This is a genomic window from Lysobacter sp. KIS68-7, assembly GCF_021284745.1.
In the GTDB taxonomy this organism is placed as follows: domain Bacteria; phylum Pseudomonadota; class Gammaproteobacteria; order Xanthomonadales; family Xanthomonadaceae; genus Noviluteimonas.
In genome coordinates this window covers 1,319,428-1,336,981 of sequence record NZ_CP089925.1, presented here as the reverse complement: position 1 = coordinate 1,336,981, position 17,554 = coordinate 1,319,428, and the positions used below count along the sequence as shown (strand labels likewise).

General features: G+C 66.8%; 13 protein-coding genes and 1 riboswitch. Of the genes, 8 read left to right on the top strand and 5 right to left on the bottom strand.

Features of this window, described 5'->3' with window-relative positions; translation table 11 throughout:
• The first annotated feature begins 32 nt into the window (after positions 1-32).
• The 5 genes from LVB87_RS06325 (at position 33) to LVB87_RS06305 (ending at position 8,782) form a co-directional block, all read left to right on the top strand.
• Entirely contained in the window at positions 33-587 is a 555-nt protein-coding gene (locus LVB87_RS06325) for a hypothetical protein (protein ID WP_232900046.1), read from the top strand.
• Positions 588-741: 154 nt separating this feature from the next.
• Positions 742-6,177, top strand: coding sequence for a HAMP domain-containing protein (locus tag LVB87_RS06320; RefSeq protein WP_232900045.1), 5,436 nt, complete (start codon positions 742-744; stop codon positions 6,175-6,177).
• A complete protein-coding gene (locus LVB87_RS06315) occupies positions 6,162-7,868 on the top strand; it encodes a response regulator (RefSeq protein WP_232900044.1) in 1,707 nt (568 codons plus the stop codon). The genes LVB87_RS06320 and LVB87_RS06315 overlap by 16 nt, the downstream gene beginning before the upstream one ends.
• Positions 7,868-8,527: a HAMP domain-containing sensor histidine kinase gene (locus tag LVB87_RS06310; protein ID WP_232900043.1), complete on the top strand. Its 660-nt coding sequence runs from the start codon at positions 7,868-7,870 to the stop codon at positions 8,525-8,527. Before LVB87_RS06315 ends, LVB87_RS06310 begins: the two co-directional genes overlap by 1 nt.
• Before the next feature lie 72 nt (positions 8,528-8,599).
• Positions 8,600-8,782 (top strand): hypothetical protein, encoded by a 183-nt coding sequence (locus tag LVB87_RS06305; RefSeq protein WP_232900042.1) that lies wholly within the window; start codon positions 8,600-8,602, stop codon positions 8,780-8,782.
• Here LVB87_RS06305 and ligD read toward each other — a convergent pair whose 3' ends face one another.
• Entirely contained in the window at positions 8,783-9,658 is an 876-nt protein-coding gene (ligD, locus tag LVB87_RS06300) for a non-homologous end-joining DNA ligase (protein WP_232900041.1), read from the bottom strand.
• Between the two features lie 3 nt (positions 9,659-9,661).
• Complete coding sequence (locus LVB87_RS06295; RefSeq protein WP_232900040.1) at positions 9,662-10,561, bottom strand: Ku protein; 900 nt, start codon at positions 10,559-10,561, stop codon at positions 9,662-9,664.
• A 226-nt stretch (positions 10,562-10,787) separates the two neighbouring features.
• On the opposite strand from LVB87_RS06295, the gene LVB87_RS06290 reads away from it, so the two are divergent.
• A complete protein-coding gene (locus LVB87_RS06290) occupies positions 10,788-11,171 on the top strand; it encodes a phasin family protein (protein ID WP_232900039.1) in 384 nt (127 codons plus the stop codon).
• A 64-nt stretch (positions 11,172-11,235) separates the two neighbouring features.
• Here LVB87_RS06290 and LVB87_RS06285 read toward each other — a convergent pair whose 3' ends face one another.
• The 3 genes from LVB87_RS06285 to bioD all read right to left on the bottom strand — a co-directional run bounded on the left by LVB87_RS06285 (position 11,236) and on the right by bioD (position 16,377).
• Positions 11,236-14,379, bottom strand: a complete 3,144-nt coding sequence (locus tag LVB87_RS06285; protein WP_232900038.1) for a multidrug efflux RND transporter permease subunit — start codon at positions 14,377-14,379, stop codon at positions 11,236-11,238.
• A gap of 6 nt (positions 14,380-14,385) precedes the next feature.
• A complete protein-coding gene (locus tag LVB87_RS06280) occupies positions 14,386-15,501 on the bottom strand; it encodes an efflux RND transporter periplasmic adaptor subunit (RefSeq protein ID WP_232900494.1) in 1,116 nt (371 codons plus the stop codon).
• Between the two features lie 171 nt (positions 15,502-15,672).
• Positions 15,673-16,377, bottom strand: a complete 705-nt coding sequence (gene bioD, locus LVB87_RS06275) for a dethiobiotin synthase (RefSeq protein WP_232900037.1) — start codon at positions 16,375-16,377, stop codon at positions 15,673-15,675.
• Positions 16,378-16,416: 39 nt separating this feature from the next.
• On the opposite strand from bioD, the gene LVB87_RS06270 reads away from it, so the two are divergent.
• On the top strand, positions 16,417-16,899 hold the full coding sequence (locus LVB87_RS06270) for a GAF domain-containing protein (RefSeq protein ID WP_232900036.1): 483 nt from the start codon (positions 16,417-16,419) through the stop codon (positions 16,897-16,899).
• On the top strand, positions 16,896-17,264 hold the full coding sequence (locus LVB87_RS06265; protein ID WP_232900035.1) for a TfoX/Sxy family protein: 369 nt from the start codon (positions 16,896-16,898) through the stop codon (positions 17,262-17,264). Before LVB87_RS06270 ends, LVB87_RS06265 begins: the two co-directional genes overlap by 4 nt.
• 55 nt (positions 17,265-17,319) lie before the next feature.
• Positions 17,320-17,541, top strand: a riboswitch (cobalamin riboswitch).
• Positions 17,542-17,554: the final 13 nt, after the last annotated feature.

Sequence of the window (17,554 nt, the reverse complement as noted above, 5' to 3'; positions counted from 1 at the left end):
TATGGAGTTTCGGCGACCGAGCAACCGAGCCGATGCCCCTGGATCCACCGTCGAACGCGGAGCCCTCGCCGCACGCGTCGATGCGCGATGGCATGCACGACCTGCGCAATGTTCTGAATGCCGTTCAGATCAATGCGTTCGCGGCGCGGCAGCTGGTCGACGACGCGACGCGCACGCTCGCCTGCATCGGCCGCATCGAAGCTGCAGCGCAACGCGGCACGCACCTGCTGCAGACGATGCCGGCCGAGGAAACATTGGCGACCGCCGCCGCCATGTTGCGCGAGCGCCTGCGCGATGCAGGCGGCGAGGCGGACGTGCGCGTGGATGGCGCGCCCGACGCCGGCGTTCCTGGCCTGTTGCGGCAAGCGTTGTGCCTGGTGGCCGTCGAAAGCCAGGCGCACGGTGCGCATGCCTTCGTACTCGTGCGCGACGACATGGAACCGGGCCTGCATTGCAAAGCCGAAGGCCTGCATGCGCCGGGGCCGATCGCGCTGGCGCTGGCGGATACCGACGTCGCGGACCTGCGCCTGCGCGCCGACGAAACCGCGAACGGCTGGGACTTCCACTGGCCGCTGCCGGGCGCCTGATGCCCGGCGTCCGCCCGCGCCCTCACATGGTCTCCACTTTCCTGAAGATAGCGTCCCCAGCAGTTTGCCCGTGGGGACGGGCTCCGGAGGTTTCGTGAACAATGAAAGCCAGCCCGCCCGGCGGTCACGCCGTGGCGCCGTCGCCGCTTCCCCTGTGGAAACGCCGCCCCCCGCGCCGCCCATCGACGGCAACGGCATGGATGCGCTGCAGCAACTGCTGCATGCGATGACCCAGGTGCGCGACGGTGACTTCTCCGTGCAACTGCCCGCGCACTGGGAAGGCATCTCCGGCAAGCTCGCGGACGCGTTCAACGAAATCGTCGGCCAGAACCGGCGCCTTGCGAACGACCTGGCGCGCGTGGCGCAGAAAGTCGGTGGCGAAGGCCGCACGCGCCAACGCGTGCCCGCCGCGAACCGCCAGGGCCAATGGTCCGACATGGAAGCCTCGGTCAACGGGCTGATCCGCGACATGGCGCGCCCGATCGAAACCATGACCGAAGCGATGGCCGCCGTGGCGAAGGGCGACCTCTCGCGCACGGTGCCGCTGGACAACGATGGCCGCCCGCTGCAGGGCGAGTTCCTGCGTGCGGCGAACATCGTGAACCGCATGCTCGAGCAGATGAGCGAGTTCTCCTCCGAAGTGACGCGCGTGGCCATCGAAGTGGGCACCGCGGGACGCCTCGGCGGCCAGGCGAAGGTGAAAGGCGTGTCGGGTGTGTGGAAGGACCTCACCGATTCGGTGAACCAGATGGCGTCCAACCTCACGGCGCAGGTGCGCAACATTTCGGAAGTGACGATTGCGGTCGCGAACGGCGACTTGTCGCGCAAGATCACGGTGGACGTGCGCGGCGAGATCCTGCAGCTGAAGGAAGCCATCAACACGATGGTGGACCAGCTCCGCGGCTTCGCATCGGAAGTCACGCGCGTGGCGCGCGAAGTGGGTACGGAAGGCAAGCTCGGTGGCCAGGCGATCGTGCCCGGCGTGGCCGGCACCTGGAAGGACCTCACCGACTCGGTGAACGCGATGGCGTCCAACCTCACCTCGCAGGTGCGCAACATCGCGGAAGTGACCACCGCCGTGGCGAAGGGCGACCTCTCGCGCAAGATCACGGTGGACGTGCGTGGCGAAATCCTCGAACTGAAGAACACCATCAACACGATGGTGGACCAGCTCAACGGCTTCGCGGCCGAAGTGGTGCGCGTGGCGCGCGAAGTGGGTACCGAAGGCAAGCTCGGTGGCCAGGCCGTCGTGCCGGACGTGGCGGGCACATGGAAGGACCTCACCGACTCGGTGAACTCCATGGCCTCCAACCTCACCTCGCAGGTGCGCAACATCGCCGAGGTGACCACCGCGGTGGCAAAGGGCGACCTCTCGCGCAAGATCACCGTGGACGTGCGCGGCGAAATCCTGGAACTCAAGGACACCATCAACACGATGGTGGACCAGCTCAACGGCTTCGCCGCGGAAGTCACGCGCGTGGCGCGCGAAGTGGGCTCGGAAGGACGCCTCGGCGGCCAGGCGCAGGTGCCGGGCGTCGCAGGCACGTGGGCCGACCTCACCGACTCGGTGAACGCCATGGCCTCCAACCTCACCGCGCAGGTGCGCAACATCGCGGAAGTGACGACGGCCGTGGCGAAGGGCGACCTCTCGCGCAAGATCACGGTGGACGTGCGCGGCGAAATCCTCGAACTGAAGAACACCATCAACACGATGGTGGACCAGCTCAACGGCTTCGCGGCGGAAGTCACGCGCGTGGCGCGTGAAGTCGGTACCGAAGGCAAGCTCGGCGGCCAGGCGGTCGTGCCCGGCGTCGCCGGCACTTGGAAGGACCTCACCGACAACGTCAACTCGATGGCGTCCAACCTCACCGCGCAGGTGCGCAACATCGCGGAAGTGACGACGGCCGTGGCGAAGGGCGACCTCTCGCGCAAGATCGCCGTGGACGTGCGCGGCGAAATCCTGCAGCTGAAGGAAACCTTCAACACGATGGTGGACCAGCTCAACGGCTTCGCCGCGGAAGTGACGCGCGTGGCGCGCGAAGTGGGCACCGAAGGCAAGCTCGGCGGCCAGGCGCAGGTGCCGGGCGTCGCGGGCACCTGGAAGGACCTCACCGACAACGTCAACTCGATGGCGTCCAACCTCACCACGCAGGTGCGCAACATCGCCGAAGTCGCGACCGCGGTGGCGAAGGGCGACCTCTCGCGCAAGATCGCGGTGGATGCGCAGGGCGAAATCCTGCAGCTGAAGTCGACGATCAACGTGATGGTGGACCAGCTCAACGGCTTCGCCGCGGAAGTGACGCGCGTGGCGCGCGAAGTGGGCACCGAAGGCAAGCTCGGTGGCCAGGCGCAGGTGCCGGGCGTCGCGGGCACGTGGAAGGACCTCACCGACAACGTCAACTCGATGGCGACCAACCTCACCACGCAGGTGCGCGGCATCGCGAAGGTGGTGACCGCGGTGGCGAACGGCGACCTGCACCAGAAGCTGACGGTGGAAGCGAAGGGCGAAATCGCCGAACTCGCCGACACCATCAACTCGATGACCGAGACGCTCGAGATCTTCGCCGACCAGGTGACGACGGTGGCGCGCGAAGTGGGCGTCGAAGGACGACTGGGCGGCCAGGCCAAGGTGCCGGGCACCGCGGGCATCTGGAAGGACCTCACCGCCAACGTGAACCAGCTCGCCGCCAACCTCACCACGCAGGTGCGCGCGATCGCGGAAGTGGCGACGTCGGTGACGCAAGGCAACCTGACGCGTTCGATCCAGGTGGACGTGCGCGGCGAGCTCTCCGACCTGAAGGACAACATCAACGCGATGATTGGCACGCTGCGCGCGACGACTGAATCCAACCGCGAGCAGGACTGGCTGAAGACCAACCTCGCCAAGTTCTCCGGCATGATGCAGGGCCAGCGAGATCTCATCACGCTCGGCCACATGCTGTTGTCCGAACTCGCGCCGCTGGTTTACGCGCAGCAGGGCGTGATGTACGTGGTGGAGACCGACGAACGCCGGGGCCGCAACCGCCTGCGCCAGCTCGCCGGTTACGCGGACGTCGGCAGCATGGACGACGAAGCGCGTTACGTGGAATTCGGCCAGGGCCTGATCGGCCAGTGCGCCGCGCAGGCGGAGATGATCGCGCTCGACGATGTGCCGGCCGGCACGGTGCAGATCGAATCGGGCCTGATCAGCGCGGTGCCGCGCAGCGTCGTGGTGCTGCCGGTGTTGTTCGAAGACCAGATCAAGGCGGTGATCGAGCTCGCTTCTCTCACCGAGTTCACGCCGTCGCAGCGCGCCTTCCTCGAACAGCTCTCCGGTTCGATCGGCATCGTGCTCAACACCATCGAAGCGACGATGCGCACCGAACGCCTGCTGTCGCAGTCGCAGCAGCTCGCCGGCGAACTGCAGTCCCAGCAGAAGGAACTGCAGCAGACCAACGAGGAAATCGCGCTCAAGGCGCAGCTGCTCGCCGAACAGAAGACCGAGGTGGAGCGCAAGAACCAGGAAATCGAACAGGCCCGCCGCGCGCTCGAGGAGAAGGCGGCCGAGCTCGCGCTCACCTCGCGCTACAAGTCCGAGTTCCTCGCGAACATGTCGCACGAGCTGCGCACGCCGCTCAACTCCATCCTGATCCTCGGCCAGCAGCTGGCCGAGAACCCGGAAGACAACCTCAGCGGCCGGCAGGTCGAATTCGCCAAGACCATCCACGCGGCGGGCTCGGACCTGCTGCACCTGATCAGCGACATCCTGGACCTGTCGAAGATCGAGTCGGGCACGGTGACGGTGGACAGCGAAGAGATCGCGTTCTCGCACCTGCGCGAAAACCTGGAGCGCGGCTTCCGGCACGAAGCGGAGCGTCGGCGCCTGGATTTTTCCGTCGATTTCCCGGTGGAGATCGGCCGCGCGATGCACACCGACCCCAAGCGCCTCCAGCAGATCCTCAAGAACCTGCTGTCCAACGCGCTGAAGTTCACAGAACGCGGCAGCGTGCGCTTGTCCGCGCGCGTGGCCTCGCAAGGCTGGACGGAAGGCCATGCGGTGCTCGAGTCCGCGCCGACGGTCGTTGCGTTCGACGTCACCGACACCGGCATCGGCATTTCGCTCGAGAAGCAGAGGATCGTCTTCGAAGCCTTCCAGCAGGCCGACGCGGGCACCTCGCGCAAGTACGGCGGCACGGGCCTGGGCCTTGCGATCTCGCGCGAAATCGCGGGGCTGCTCGGCGGCGAACTGCGACTGCAGAGCGCACCGGGCAAGGGCTCGACGTTCACCTTGTACCTGCCGCTGGATTACGTCGGCTCCGGCGAACCGGTGGGCACCATGCTCGGTCGCAAGCAGGCGCACGCGATCGCCTCGCACGTCGAACGTCCGTTCGCCGACCTTGCGGAAATCGCGGACGACCGCGGCAACCTGGATCCCGACAAGCCCGTGCTGATGGTGGTCGAGGATGATCCTGTCTACGCGGAGATCCTGCGCGACCTGGCGCGCTCCAGCGGCTTCCAGGTGGTCGCGGCCAACCGTGGTGCCGAAGCGCTGCGCCTGGTGCGCGAGTATCCCGTCAATGCGATCACGCTCGACATCTTCCTGCCCGACATGCTCGGCTGGACGGTGCTCGCGCGCCTGAAGCAGGACTCGGCAACGCGGCACATCCCCGTGCAGATCGTCACCATCGAAGAAGAGCGCCACCACAGCATCGAGCGCGGTGCGTTCTCCTACCTGGCCAAGCCGTCGACGCCGGAGTCGATCGAGAACGCGCTCGAGCGCATCCGCCTGTACACGCTGCCGCGCACCAAGAAGCTGCTGATCGTCGAGGACGACGATCGCGAGCGCATGAGCATCGAAGAGCTCCTGCGCCACGACGACCTCGAGATCGACACCGCATCGACCGGCGCACTCGCGCTCGACAAGCTCAAGGCGGAGACCTACGACTGCGTGGTGCTCGACCTGCGGCTGCCCGACATGACGGGCCTGGACCTGCTCGACCGCGTGCAGGAGGAAGAACGCCTGCATGAGGTACCCATCGTCGTGTTCACCGGCAAGGAGCTGACGGCGGCGGAGGACGCGCGCCTGCGCAAGGCCGCGCGCAGCGTGGTGATCAAGGGCGTGGAATCGCCCGAGCGCCTGCTCGACGAGACTTCCCTGTTCCTGCACCGCGTGATCGCCGACCTGCCGCCGGGCAAGCAGAAGATGGTGCAGCGCCTGCACGAGAGCGACGATGCGCTGAAGGGCAAGCGCGTGCTGGTGGTCGACGACGACGTGCGCAACATCTTCGCGCTGAGCAGCGTGCTGGAACGCCACGGCATGAGCGTGATCACCGCCGGCACGGGCCATGAAGCGATCGACAAGGTCGCCGCCGATCCGGACATCGACCTGGTGATGATGGACATCATGATGCCCGGCATGGACGGCTACGACACGATGCGTGCGATCCGCGGCATGCCCGATGCGCGTGCGTTGCCGATCATCGCGCTCACCGCCAAGGCGATGAAGGGCGACCGCGAGAAGTGCCTGGAGGCCGGCGCGTCCGATTACCTCGCCAAGCCCGTGGTCACCGACCAGTTGTTGGGAGTCCTGCGCCAATGGTTGCATCGCTGATGCCCATGTCCGGCGGACCGGCGCATACGCCGGTCAACATCCTGCTGGTCGACGACCAGCCGGGACGCTTGCTGACCTACCGGGCGATCCTGGAGCCGCTCGGCGAGCGGCTCGTGGACGCGAGCTCGGGCCCCGAAGCGTTGCAGAAGCTGATGCAGGAAGAGTTCGCGGTCATCCTGCTCGACGTGAACATGCCGGGCATGGACGGCTTCGAAACCGCGAGCCTGATCCACCAGCACCCGCGCTTCGAGCGCACGCCCATCATCTTCGTCACCGCGGTCAACGTCTCCGACCTCGACCGCATGCGCGGCTACAAGCTCGGTGCCGTGGACTACGTGATGGTGCCGGTGATCCCGGAGATCCTGCGGTCCAAGGTCGTCGTGCTTGCCGAGTTGTTCCGCAAGCGCCGCGAACTGCAGCTCGCCAATGAACGCCTGGCGGCCGCGAACGAAGCGCTGCGCACGGAAAAGGCGCGCGAGCTGGAGATGCTCAACGAATCCCTGCGCCTGGCGAACGTCGAACTGGCGCAGCGCAACGTGGACCTGCAGGCACAGATCGGCGAACGCGCGCGCGCCGAAGCACAGTTGCGCGAGCTCGATCGCCGCAAGGATGAATTCCTCGCCACCCTCGCCCACGAGCTGCGCAATCCGCTCGCGCCGCTGCGCAACGCCGTCAGCATCCGCAAGCTGACCGGCAGCGACGATCCCATGCAGCACATGATGGAGCGACAACTCGGCTTGCTCGTGCGCCTGATCGACGACCTGCTGGACGTGGCGCGCATCAGTCGCGGCAAGCTCGTGCTCAAGCCCAATGCGACGACGTTGCAGGACATCCTGCACGCCGCGGTCGAGACCGCCTCCCCCGTGCTCGAAGCCGGCGCGCATCCCTTGCAGGTGGCGCTGCCGGAGCTGCCGCTGCCGATGCTGGCCGACGGCGATCGGCTCTCGCAGGTGTTCTCGAACCTGCTGAGCAATGCCGCGAAGTATTCCGACGCCGGGCGGCCGATCGAACTGGTCGCGCAACGCAACGGCCGGTTCGTCGCCGTGTCGGTGCGCGATCGCGGGATCGGCCTCACCCCCGGCCAGATCGACGAGGTGTTCGAACTGTTCGCGCAGGTGGATACTTCGGTCGAACGTGCCCGCGGCGGGCTCGGCATCGGCCTCACCCTGGTGAAGCAACTCGTCGAAATGCATGGCGGCACCATTCGCGTGGAAAGCGCGGGATTGGGGCATGGCAGTTGCTTCAGCATCACCCTGCCGCTGCGCGAAGCGCCGCTGCCCGAACCCAAGCCCGTGGTCCGAGCGCAGGTACCTGCAGGTTCGCGCCGCATCCTCGTGCTCGACGACAACCGCGACGCCGCCGACACGCTCGCGATGATGCTGGAGCTGCTCGGCCACGACGTGCGGCGACTCTACGACCCGTACGAGGCGCTGGAGGAAGTCGAGCGCTTCGATCCCGACCTGGTCTTCCTCGACATCGGCATGCCCAACCTCAGCGGCTACGAACTTGCGCGACGCCTGCGTGCACAACCGCGTGGCGGCGAACGCGTATTGGTGGCCGTCACCGGCTGGGGCCAGCCGGACGATCGGCGACGCACGGCAGAAGCCGGCTTCGATCATCATCTCGTCAAGCCACCGGACTTGGACATCGTGCGCGAGATCTGCAACGACACCACGCCGCGGGTGGCCTGATGCAAAGCGAAGGCACCGACACACCCTGGTTCGACCGGCTCGCGCACGACCTGCGCGGGCCGCTCACCTCGCTGCAGACCGCTGCCTACCTGTTGCGCACCGATCCGGGTGGTGCGAACTCGAAGGAGCTCGCCGACATCGTGGTGCGCCAATCGCAACGCATGGCGCGCATGATCGAAGAGCTCGACGACTGGGGTCGCGCGCAGCAGAAGCGGCTGGTGGATCGCAGCGAGCGCCTGGAACTGGAGGTCGCGCTGGACATGGCGATCGCTTCTCAGCATGCGTACGCCATCGATCCGCAGTACGACGCAGATGCGCGCGGGCTGTTCGTCCAGGGCGATGCGACGCGACTGACGCAGTTGTTCCGCACCTTGCTGCTGCACGTCGCGGGACGCGATGCGGCGAGTGCGTGCGTGAAAGTCTCGCGACACGACGGCCGCGCGCACGTCGCATTCTGCGATCGCGGCCCCGCGCTCGACGCCACCGTGCGCGAACGCTTGTTGCAGGTGCCGCAGGTTCCCCCGCCGGACGATGGACTGGGTTTGCGCCTGCTCATCGCGAAGGCCATCGCCGAGGGACACGGCGGGACGCTCGGCGTCGACGCTCCGCGCGAAGATGAATCGTTGTGCATGCGCTGCACGTTCCCGCTCGCTGAATAGCGCGGTGCAGACGAGCGGATCACATCGGGCTGCCTAGCCTGCCTCGCGTTGCACAACCGAAAGGAGCGCGCCATGCCAAGGGGCAGCAAAGAAGCCTATACGGACAAGCAGAAACGCGAAGCCGGCCACATCGAGGCGGGCTACGAGAAGAAGGGCGTCTCGAAGGAAGAGGCCGAACGCCGCGCGTGGGCCACCGTGAACAAGCAGGATGGCGGCGGCAAGAAGAGTGGTTCCGGCCGCAAGGATCATCACTGACTACGCCTTCGGCAGGCGCTGTTCGCGCACCCCGGCATCGTCCCAGATCGGCGCATCGAGTCGCTTCAGCGCATCGCGCAGCTTGAAGCGATCGGGCGCGCGCAAGCCGCCGAACTCGTCCCACGTCACTGGCATCGCCACGGGCGCGCCGGCGCGGGCGCGCAGCGAGTAGCTCGCCACGGCCGTTGCGCCGCGCCCGTTGCGCAACCAGTCGATGAACACGCGCCCTTCCCGCTTGGCCTTGCTCATCGTGGCGACGTAACGCTCGGGGGCACGTGCTTCCATCGCATGCGCGAACCGATCGCAGAAATCGCGCGCCTGGTCCCAGCTGTAGCGCCGCGCGATGGGCACCACGAGGTGCACGCCCTTGCCGCCGCTCATCCGCGGGAACGACTGCAGGCCCACATCCACCAGGGCATCGCGCAACTCGCGCGCCGCCGCCTTGATCTTCGTCCAGCCGATGCCGGGATCCGGATCCAGGTCGAAGATCAGCCGATCGGGCTTCTCCAGCGTCTTCACCCGCGATCCCCACGGGTGGAATTCGATGACGTTCATCTGCGCCAGCGAGAGCACGCCTGCCAGATCGTCCAGCCACGCGTACTCCGCGCGCTTTCCGTCATGCTCTTCGATCTCGACGCGGTGCAGCGACTTCCCGAACGCGGGCCCGAGGTGCTTCTGGAAGAAGCGCTCGCCCTCGATGCCGTTCGGGCAACGCACCACCGACATCAGTCGCTCGCCGCTGTCTTCGAGCAGGCGCTCCGCCGCGGCTTCGTAGTAAGCGAAGACCTCGCGCTTGGTGATCCCGACATCCGGGTACACCACGCGATCCGGCGAAGTGAGCGTGGGGAGGGTCGCGGCGTTCCGGCGCGTCGCCACCCGTCAGGCGCTCTTCTTGCTCTTCGTCGTGGACTTGGTGGCCTTCTTCGCCGGCGCTTTCTTGGCCGGGGCCTTGCGCGCGGCCGACTTCGCCGGCGCCTCGCCCTTCTTGTCCAGGCTCTTCTTGAGCAGCGCCATGAAGTCGACGACGTTGGTCGTCGCGTCGTGCGCGGGCGCCTGTTCTTCCTCGACATGCGCCGTAGCGCCCTTCGCTTTCATGCGCTTCTTGATGACGCTCGACAGGCGCTCCTTGAACTCGTCCTTGTAGTCCTCGGGGTTGAATTCCCCCGCCATCGATTCGAGCAACGTCGTGGCCATCTCCATTTCCTTCGGCGTGATGTGCCACTTCGACGTGCCGCCTTCGGGCACGTTGTATTCGTTGATGTCGACGACTTCTTCCGGGAAGCGCAGCAGGATCATCTGCAGCGCGTCTTCGAAAGGCTCGACCATCGCCAGGTATTCCTTCGTGCGGATCACCACGCGCCCGATGCCGACCTTGCCGGTCTTCTTGAGCACTTCGCGCAGGAGCACATAGCCCTTCTCGGCTTTCTTGCCGGGGACGAGCACGTAAGGCTTCTCGAGATAGGAGTCAGGCACCGCGTCGCGATCGACGAAGGCTTCCATGTCGATCACCTCGCGGTTCTCCGAGGCGGCCGCCGCGATGTCGTCAGGTTCGAGCACGACGAAGTTGCCCTTGGAGTACTCGTAGGCCTTCACGATCTCCTTCCACGGCACTTCTTCGCCGGTCTCGGCGTTGACGCGCTCGTACTTGATCGGCGCCTTGTTGCGCGCGTCCATCATCCGGAAGTGGATTTCGTTGCGCTTCTCGCCCGTCATCACCTGGATCGGGATGTTGAGCAGGCCGAACGACAGGGTGCCGTTCCAGATGGGGCGGGCGGCCATGGCACGGAGGCTCCGGATGGGGCATTCCAGCCTCCCTCCGGCCGGGTCTTGGCCGCGTGAATGGCTTTGGAAGCGGCAAGTGGCTGATTTCACAAGGCTTGCGCCTTCCGGAACGGCCCGACCAACGGTTGTTGCACTGCAACATGGATCGACTTATGCTGCGCCGCAACATCGGCCGAACACCGTCGGTGCCTACCCCACCCCTCTTATTTCCGTGGAGTCCTGCATGTACCAGCAGATCAACGAACAGTTCGCCGCCGCCTCGCGCCAGTTCGCGGACACCGCGGCGCAGATCAACCGCCTCGCCGTCGAGAACGCCACCCAGGTCTTCGGCCTGCAGCTGGCCGCCCTCGAAGCCGGCGCCTCCGCGACCTTCGCCTTCTTCGGCGAAGTGGCCGAAGTGCGCAGCCCGGAGCAGTTCAAGACCGTGTGGCCGAAGGGCCTGCAGGTCGCCCGCGAGAACGTCGAGCGCAGCATCGCCACCGGCCAGGACGTCGTGGCGCGCACGCTGAAGGCGAACGAAGCGATCGGCCAGATCGCCAAGGCGCAGTTCGAAGCGCAGGCGTCGGTCGTGACCGAACAGGTCGCCAAGGCCACGAAGTCGAAGTAATCGCTCCCCACGGGCGACGAAACAAAAAAGCCCCGGCATTGCCGGGGCTTTTTTTTTGCCTGGATCAAACGTCGTCGAGGTGCTGCGTGATCTTCGGCGGCTCGTCCATCTTGTCGCCGAGCACCCTGCGCACGATCGCGTAGAACACCGGGATGAATAGCAGGCCGAGGAAGGTGGCCGCGAGCATGCCGCCGATCACGCCGGTGCCGATCGCATGCCGCGCATTCGCGCCGGCGCCGGTGGAGATCGCCAGCGGCAGCACGCCCATGATGAAGGCCAGCGAGGTCATCAGGATCGGGCGCAGTCGCAGCTTCGCTGCTTCCACCACCGCCTGGCCGAGCGGCTTGCCTGCATTGCGCTCCTGGATCGCGAATTCGACGATCAGGATCGCGTTCTTCGCCGCCAAACCAATGACCGTGATCAGGCCGATCTTGAAGTAGATGTCGTTGGGCAGGCCGCGCAGCATCGACAGCGCCACTGCACCGAGCACGCCCACCGGCACCACCAGCAGCACCGCCACCGGCACCGACCAACTCTCGTACAGCGCGGCCAGGCACAGGAACACCACCACGATCGACAGGATCATCAGCATCGTGGTCTGGTTGCCGGACAGGATTTCCTGGTGCGACTGGCCCGCCCAGTCGTAGCCGAAGCCAGGCGGCAGCTTGGTTTCCACGATGTTCTGCATCGCGTTCATCGCCTGGCCCGAGCTGTGGCCCGGCGCCTGCGAACCGACGATCTCCACCGCGGCGAAGCCGTTGTAGCGCGTGAGCGTCGGCTCGGCGACTTCCCATTTCGCCTTCACCACGTTCGTCAGCGGAATCATCGTTGGCAGGCCGTTGGCCTGCTTGTCACCCGATGGCGTATAGAAGTGCGACAGCGACTCCGGGCCCGTGCGGAACGCCGAGTCGGCCTGCATGTGAACGCGCTTGACGCGTCCGCCCTGGATGAAGTCGTTCACGTACACCGGCGCCAGCATCAGCTGGATCGCGCTGTAGATGTCGCCAACCGACAAGCCCATCGCGTCTGCCTGCACGCGGTCGACATCCAGGCGCAACTGCGGGGACGGCGCGAGCGAGTTCGGACGCACGCCCACCAGCGATTTCTCCTGCGAAGCGTCCTGCAGCAGCGTGCCCATCGCTTCGTTGAGCTTGTCGCGCCCTGCGCCGGATCGATCCTGCAGGTACATGTCGAAGCCGCCGAACTGTCCGAGCCCGTTCACCGTCGGCAGGTTGGCCACGAAGATCTGCGCGTCGCGGATCCCGAACAAGGCCATGTTCGCCTTGGTGATGAAGTCCGTCGCGTTGATTTTGCGTTCGGACCATGGCTTGAGCTTGATGAACGCCATGCCGACGTTCTCGCCCTGGCCGATGAAGCTGAAGCCCGACACCTGCATCATGCCGTCGAAGCCTTCGAGCTTCTCCACGTTCTTGCGGATGTCTTCGAACACCAGGTTCGTGCGGCGCAGCGTGGCGCCCGGCGGCAGCTGCACGATCGCAAACGCGTAGCCCTGGTCTTCTTCCGGCAGGAAGCTGCCGGGCATGCGCCAGAACAGCACGCCGCACAGGACCGCAAGGCCGACGAACACCACCATCCAACGCGGCGCATGGCGCACCGCGCTGCCGACATGGCGCACGTAGGTGTTGGCCATCTTGCCGTAGTACTTGTTGAAGAACCGGAAGACGGGGTTGCGCGTCTCGTGGTGCCCGGTGGGCTTCAACAGGCTCGCGCAGAGCGCCGGCGTGAAGCCGAGCGCGAGGAAGGCGGAGAACAGCATCGCCATCGCGATCGTCAGCGCGAACTGCTTGTACACCGCGCCGGCGGAACCGGCCTGCAAGGCCGACGGAATGAACACCGCCGCGAGCACGATCGTGATCGCGATGACCGCGCCGGTGATCTGCTGCATCGCCTTGCGCGTGGCGGCCTTCGGGCTCAGGCCCTCCTCGGTCATGATGCGTTCGACGTTTTCGATCACCACGATCGCGTCGTCCACCACGATGCCGATCGCCAGCACCATGCCGAACAGGCTGAGCTGGTTGATCGTGAATCCGAGCACGTACATGCCGAGGAACGTGCCGAGCAACGCGACGGGGATGACCAGCGTCGGGATCAGCGTGGCGCGCAGGTTCTGCAGGAACAGCCACATCACCAGGAAGACGAGCACCATCGCTTCCATGAGCGTCTTGATGACTTCATCCACCGAGACGCGCACGAAGTCGGACGTGTCGTAGGGGCAGAACCATTCCACGCCGCGCGGGAAGCTCGGCTGCAGCTGCGCCATGCGCTCCTTCACCGCGGCGGCGACCGCCAGGGCGTTCTCGCCCGGCCCGAGCATCACGGCAAAACCCGCGGCCGGCTGGTCGTTCCATTTCAGGTCGAAGCCATGCGCTTCGCCGGACACTTCGATGCGCGCGACGTCGCGCAGGCGCACCGCGGCGCCGTCTTCCGTCGTGCGCAACAGGATCTGTTCGAACTCCTCCGGATGCGAGAAGCGACCTTCGGCCGACACCGGGGCGGTGAACATCTGCGTCTCGGGCGAGGGTTCGCCGCCGACCTTGCCCGCCGAGAACTGCACGTTCTGCCCGCGCACGGCGTCGAGCACATCGGACGCCGACAAGCCGAAGGCGTGCAGCTTGTCCGGGTTGAGCCAGATGTTCATCGCGTACTGGCCGCCGAACAGCTGCGTGCTGCCCACGCCCGGCACGCGCGAGATCTGGTCGAGCACGTTGGAGGACAGCAGGTCGGAGAGCTGGTCGCGGCCGATCGCCGGGTCGCTCGACTTTAGCGCGACGACGAGCAGGAAGCCGCTGTTCGACTTCGACACGGTGACGCCTTGCTGCACGACGTCACCCGGCAGGCGCGGCGTCGCCTGCGACACCTTGTTCTGCACCTGCATCTGCGCGGTGTCCGGGTTGGTGCCCGGCTTGAACGTCAGGTTGAGTGAGGCGCTGCCGTCGGAGCCCGACGACGAACTGAAGTAGTCGAGGTTGTCGATGCCCGAGAGCTGCTGCTCGATGATCTGCGTCACCGCGCGTTCGACGGTTTCCGCGCTCGCGCCCGGATAGAACGCATTCACGCCCACCTGCGGCGGCGCGATGTTCGGATACGACTCCACGCCCAGCGCGCGGATGGAGAGCACGCCGGCGATCACGATCATGATCGCGATCACCCAGGCGAAGACCGGATGATTGATGAAATAACGGGACATGGTCGGTCAGCCCTGCGATTGCGCGGCGGGGGCGGCGTTGTCGGCCGCCTGCTTTTCCGGCGTCCACGGCACCGCCTTGGCAGGCGCGCCGGGCTGCACGCGTTGCAGGCCCGAAACGATGACCTTGTCCCCCGGCGCCACGCCGGAGCTGACGATGAAATCCGAACCGTCCTGGCGCTGCGGCACGATGTCCTTGCGCGCCACCTTGCCGTCGGCGCCGACCACGAGAACGTAGGCCGACTTCACGTCGCGCTGCACCGCCGTGGCGGGCACGCGGAAGGCGCTGTTCTGCAAGCCGAGCGTCGCGCGCACGGTGACGAAGGTGCCGGGCAGCAGCAGGTGTTCCGGATTCGGCACCTGCGCGCGCAGCGCGATGGCGCCCGTCGCGGGATCGACGGTGTCGGCGCTGAAATCCATCGTGCCGTCGTGTTTGTACGCGCTGCCGTCGGGCAGCAGCACCTGCACGCGGCGCGTGCCGGTCGTGTTGGCCGCACGCACCTGCGAGAGTTCGTCCACGCCCATCGAGAAGTTGACGTACATGTTGTCGATCTGGTCGACGGTGGTGAGCAGCGTCGCTTCGTTCTGCCCCACGAGCGCGCCTTCGGTCACCTGCTGCTTGCCTGCGCGGCCGCGGATGGGCGAGCGCACCGATGCGTAACCGAGGTTGATGCGCGCGGCGGCGACCGCCGCCTTCGCCGCCTTCACCGACGCGGAGGCCGAACGTTCCGCGGCCAGCGCGTTGTCGAGATCGGACTGCGAGATGAATTTCTGCGGCGCGAGGTTGCGCGCGCGCGCGGCGGCGGCGCGCGCGTTCGCGTAGTTGGCGTCCGCCGAGGCTTCCGCCGCGATCGCCTGGCCGAGCGCGGCCTGCAGCGGCGCCGGATCGATCACGAACAGCAACTGGCCTTCCTTCACGTCGCTGCCTTCTTCGTAGGCGCGACGCTGCAGCACGCCGGCCACGCGCGCGCGCACGTCGGCGCTGCGATACGCGGCGAGGCGACCGACGAGTTCCTTCACCAACGGGGCCGGGCCGGGCTTCATCACGACCACGCCCACTTCCGGCGGCGGCATGTTGCCCATGCCGGCATTTGCATCCTGTTTCCCGCATGCAGCGACGAACATCGCGGTTGCGAGCACGCCTGCGATTGCGGCGTTCGCGCCATTGCTTCCAAGCTTCCGGGCCATGCGGGTGCCTCTCGTCCGTTTACTGTACGCGACAGTTTAGCTTGCCCTGACGCGCGAAAGACCCCTGTCGGAAGTCAGGAGGCCATCGCGCAGGAGGCCACGTCGCGCTCAAGCGTGCCGTGAAGGCCACGTTTCAGGCCAAGCAAGGTGGCGCGCCATGCGCGCGGCATCCGGCTTGGAATCGTGTGGGAGGCGGCCGAGGCATGGCGCGCGGAGGCGGCTCGAAAGGAGCGCGAAGTTGTCGTCGGCGCGCGCCATCGCGGGATCGATGCCGGTGGCGATCCAACCGGCGAAGCGGGCGCCGTCGTCTTCGATCGCGCGCGCGGTGAGATACGCGTGGTTGAGGCAGCCCAGCCGCAATCCGACGACGAGCACGACCGGCAGGTCGAGTGCGCGCACCAGGTCGGCCTGGAACACCTGCGTGGCCAGCGGCGCCATCCAGCCACCGACGCCTTCGACGACGACCACGTCGGAATGCGCGCGCAGGCGTGCATGCGCCAGCAGGATCGGATCCAGCGCGACATCGACACCTTCGTCGCGCGATGCAAGCTCCGGCGCCAGCGGCGCGGGGAAGGCATACGGATTGACGTCTTCGTAACGCGGCAGCGGATCGCTCGCCGCCTGCAACGCGAGTGCGTCCTCGTTGCGCCATGCACCCTCGATGCGTTCGCAGCCGCTGGCCACCGGCTTCATGCCGACCGCACGCAGGCCACGTGCGCGCAAGGCATGCAGCAGCGCGGCACTGGCCAGGGTCTTGCCCACGCCCGTATCCGTGCCGGTGACATAAATGCTTTGGGGCAGCGTTGCATCCATGTCGGCAATGGTACCCGGTGGCCGCGCTACACTCGGCGGATGTTCACGACCTCCTCCCTCAGCGGCACCAAGCCGGAGCAGTACGCCGAACTCGCCGAGCAGGCGCGCGCGCTACTGCACGGCGAACGCGACCGCATCGCCAACGCGGCGAACCTGTCCGCGCTCATCTACCACGCGCTGCCCGATCTGAACTGGGCGGGCTTCTACTTCTTCGATGGCACCGAACTTGTCGTGGGCCCCTTCCAGGGCTTGCCGGCGTGCGTGCGCATCCCGCTCGACAAGGGCGTGTGCGGTGCCGCCGCAAGCACGCGCACCACGCAGCGCATCGACGACGTCCACGCCTTCCCCGGCCACATCGCGTGCGATTCGGCCTCCAATTCGGAGCTCGTGGTGCCGCTGGTGCACCAGGGCGCGCTCGTCGGCGTGCTGGACCTCGACAGTCCGGTCCACGCCCGCTTCGACGTTATGGATCAGGAGGGGCTGGAGGAGATCGCCCGACTGTTCATGGAGAGCTTGGGGTGAGCACGGTGAAGCTGCGGAACATCGGCCCGAAGAGTGCGGCCTGGCTTCGCCAGGTCGGCCTGCGCTCGCGCGAGGACCTGGAAGCGGTCGGCGCAGTCGATGCGTTCATGCGCGTGAAGCGCGCCGGCTTCAAGCCCAGCCTCAATCTCCTCTATGCGCTGGAAGGCGCCTTGCTCGACTGCCATTGGCAGGACGTGCCCGAGGCGCGCCGCAGCGAACTCGTCCTTGCCGCCGACGCCGCCACGGCGCTGTTGCCGCCGCCGCGCAATCGACCCGCCGCTTCGCCCGTCACCACCACCCAGGTGGCCGATGCCGAAGACGCCGCGCCGGCCTTCCGGCTGTTCGACGAGCCCGGCGAAGACTGACGACGCCGCATCGGCTGCGCATTCACGCTACACTGCCGCCCGCTTCGAGGTGACCGAGGCGCTGCCCGACAGTGGCAACGCCGAGGTTGAAACGGGAAGCCGGTGCGCGATCCCCATGGATCGCAATTCCGGCGCTGCCCCCGCAACGGTAAGCGCGCAGGCCGACGCAACCGCCACTGTGCATCGCACGGGAAGGCGCGAAGGCCGCGGATCGCGGTGCATTCGCACACGATTCGACGCGCAAGCCCGGAGACCGGCCACGGAGCTCGACTGGTTGCGATGCGGAGGGC

What these genes read in the sequence shown, in the direction of transcription:
- LVB87_RS06325 (WP_232900046.1), top strand. Translation starts at nt 33, where the DNA reads ATGCCCCTGGATCCACCGTCGAACGCGGAGCCCTCGCCGCACGCGTCG.
- LVB87_RS06315 (WP_232900044.1), top strand. Translation starts at nt 6,162, where the DNA reads ATGGTTGCATCGCTGATGCCCATGTCCGGCGGACCGGCGCATACGCCG.
- LVB87_RS06310 (WP_232900043.1), top strand. Translation starts at nt 7,868, where the DNA reads ATGCAAAGCGAAGGCACCGACACACCCTGGTTCGACCGGCTCGCGCAC.
- LVB87_RS06305 (WP_232900042.1), top strand. Translation starts at nt 8,600, where the DNA reads ATGCCAAGGGGCAGCAAAGAAGCCTATACGGACAAGCAGAAACGCGAA.
- LVB87_RS06295 (WP_232900040.1), bottom strand. Translation starts at nt 10,561, where the DNA reads ATGGCCGCCCGCCCCATCTGGAACGGCACCCTGTCGTTCGGCCTGCTC.
- LVB87_RS06290 (WP_232900039.1), top strand. Translation starts at nt 10,788, where the DNA reads ATGTACCAGCAGATCAACGAACAGTTCGCCGCCGCCTCGCGCCAGTTC.
- LVB87_RS06285 (WP_232900038.1), bottom strand. Translation starts at nt 14,379, where the DNA reads ATGTCCCGTTATTTCATCAATCATCCGGTCTTCGCCTGGGTGATCGCG.
- LVB87_RS06280 (WP_232900494.1), bottom strand. Translation starts at nt 15,501, where the DNA reads ATGTTCGTCGCTGCATGCGGGAAACAGGATGCAAATGCCGGCATGGGC.
- bioD (WP_232900037.1), bottom strand. Translation starts at nt 16,377, where the DNA reads ATGGATGCAACGCTGCCCCAAAGCATTTATGTCACCGGCACGGATACG.
- LVB87_RS06270 (WP_232900036.1), top strand. Translation starts at nt 16,417, where the DNA reads ATGTTCACGACCTCCTCCCTCAGCGGCACCAAGCCGGAGCAGTACGCC.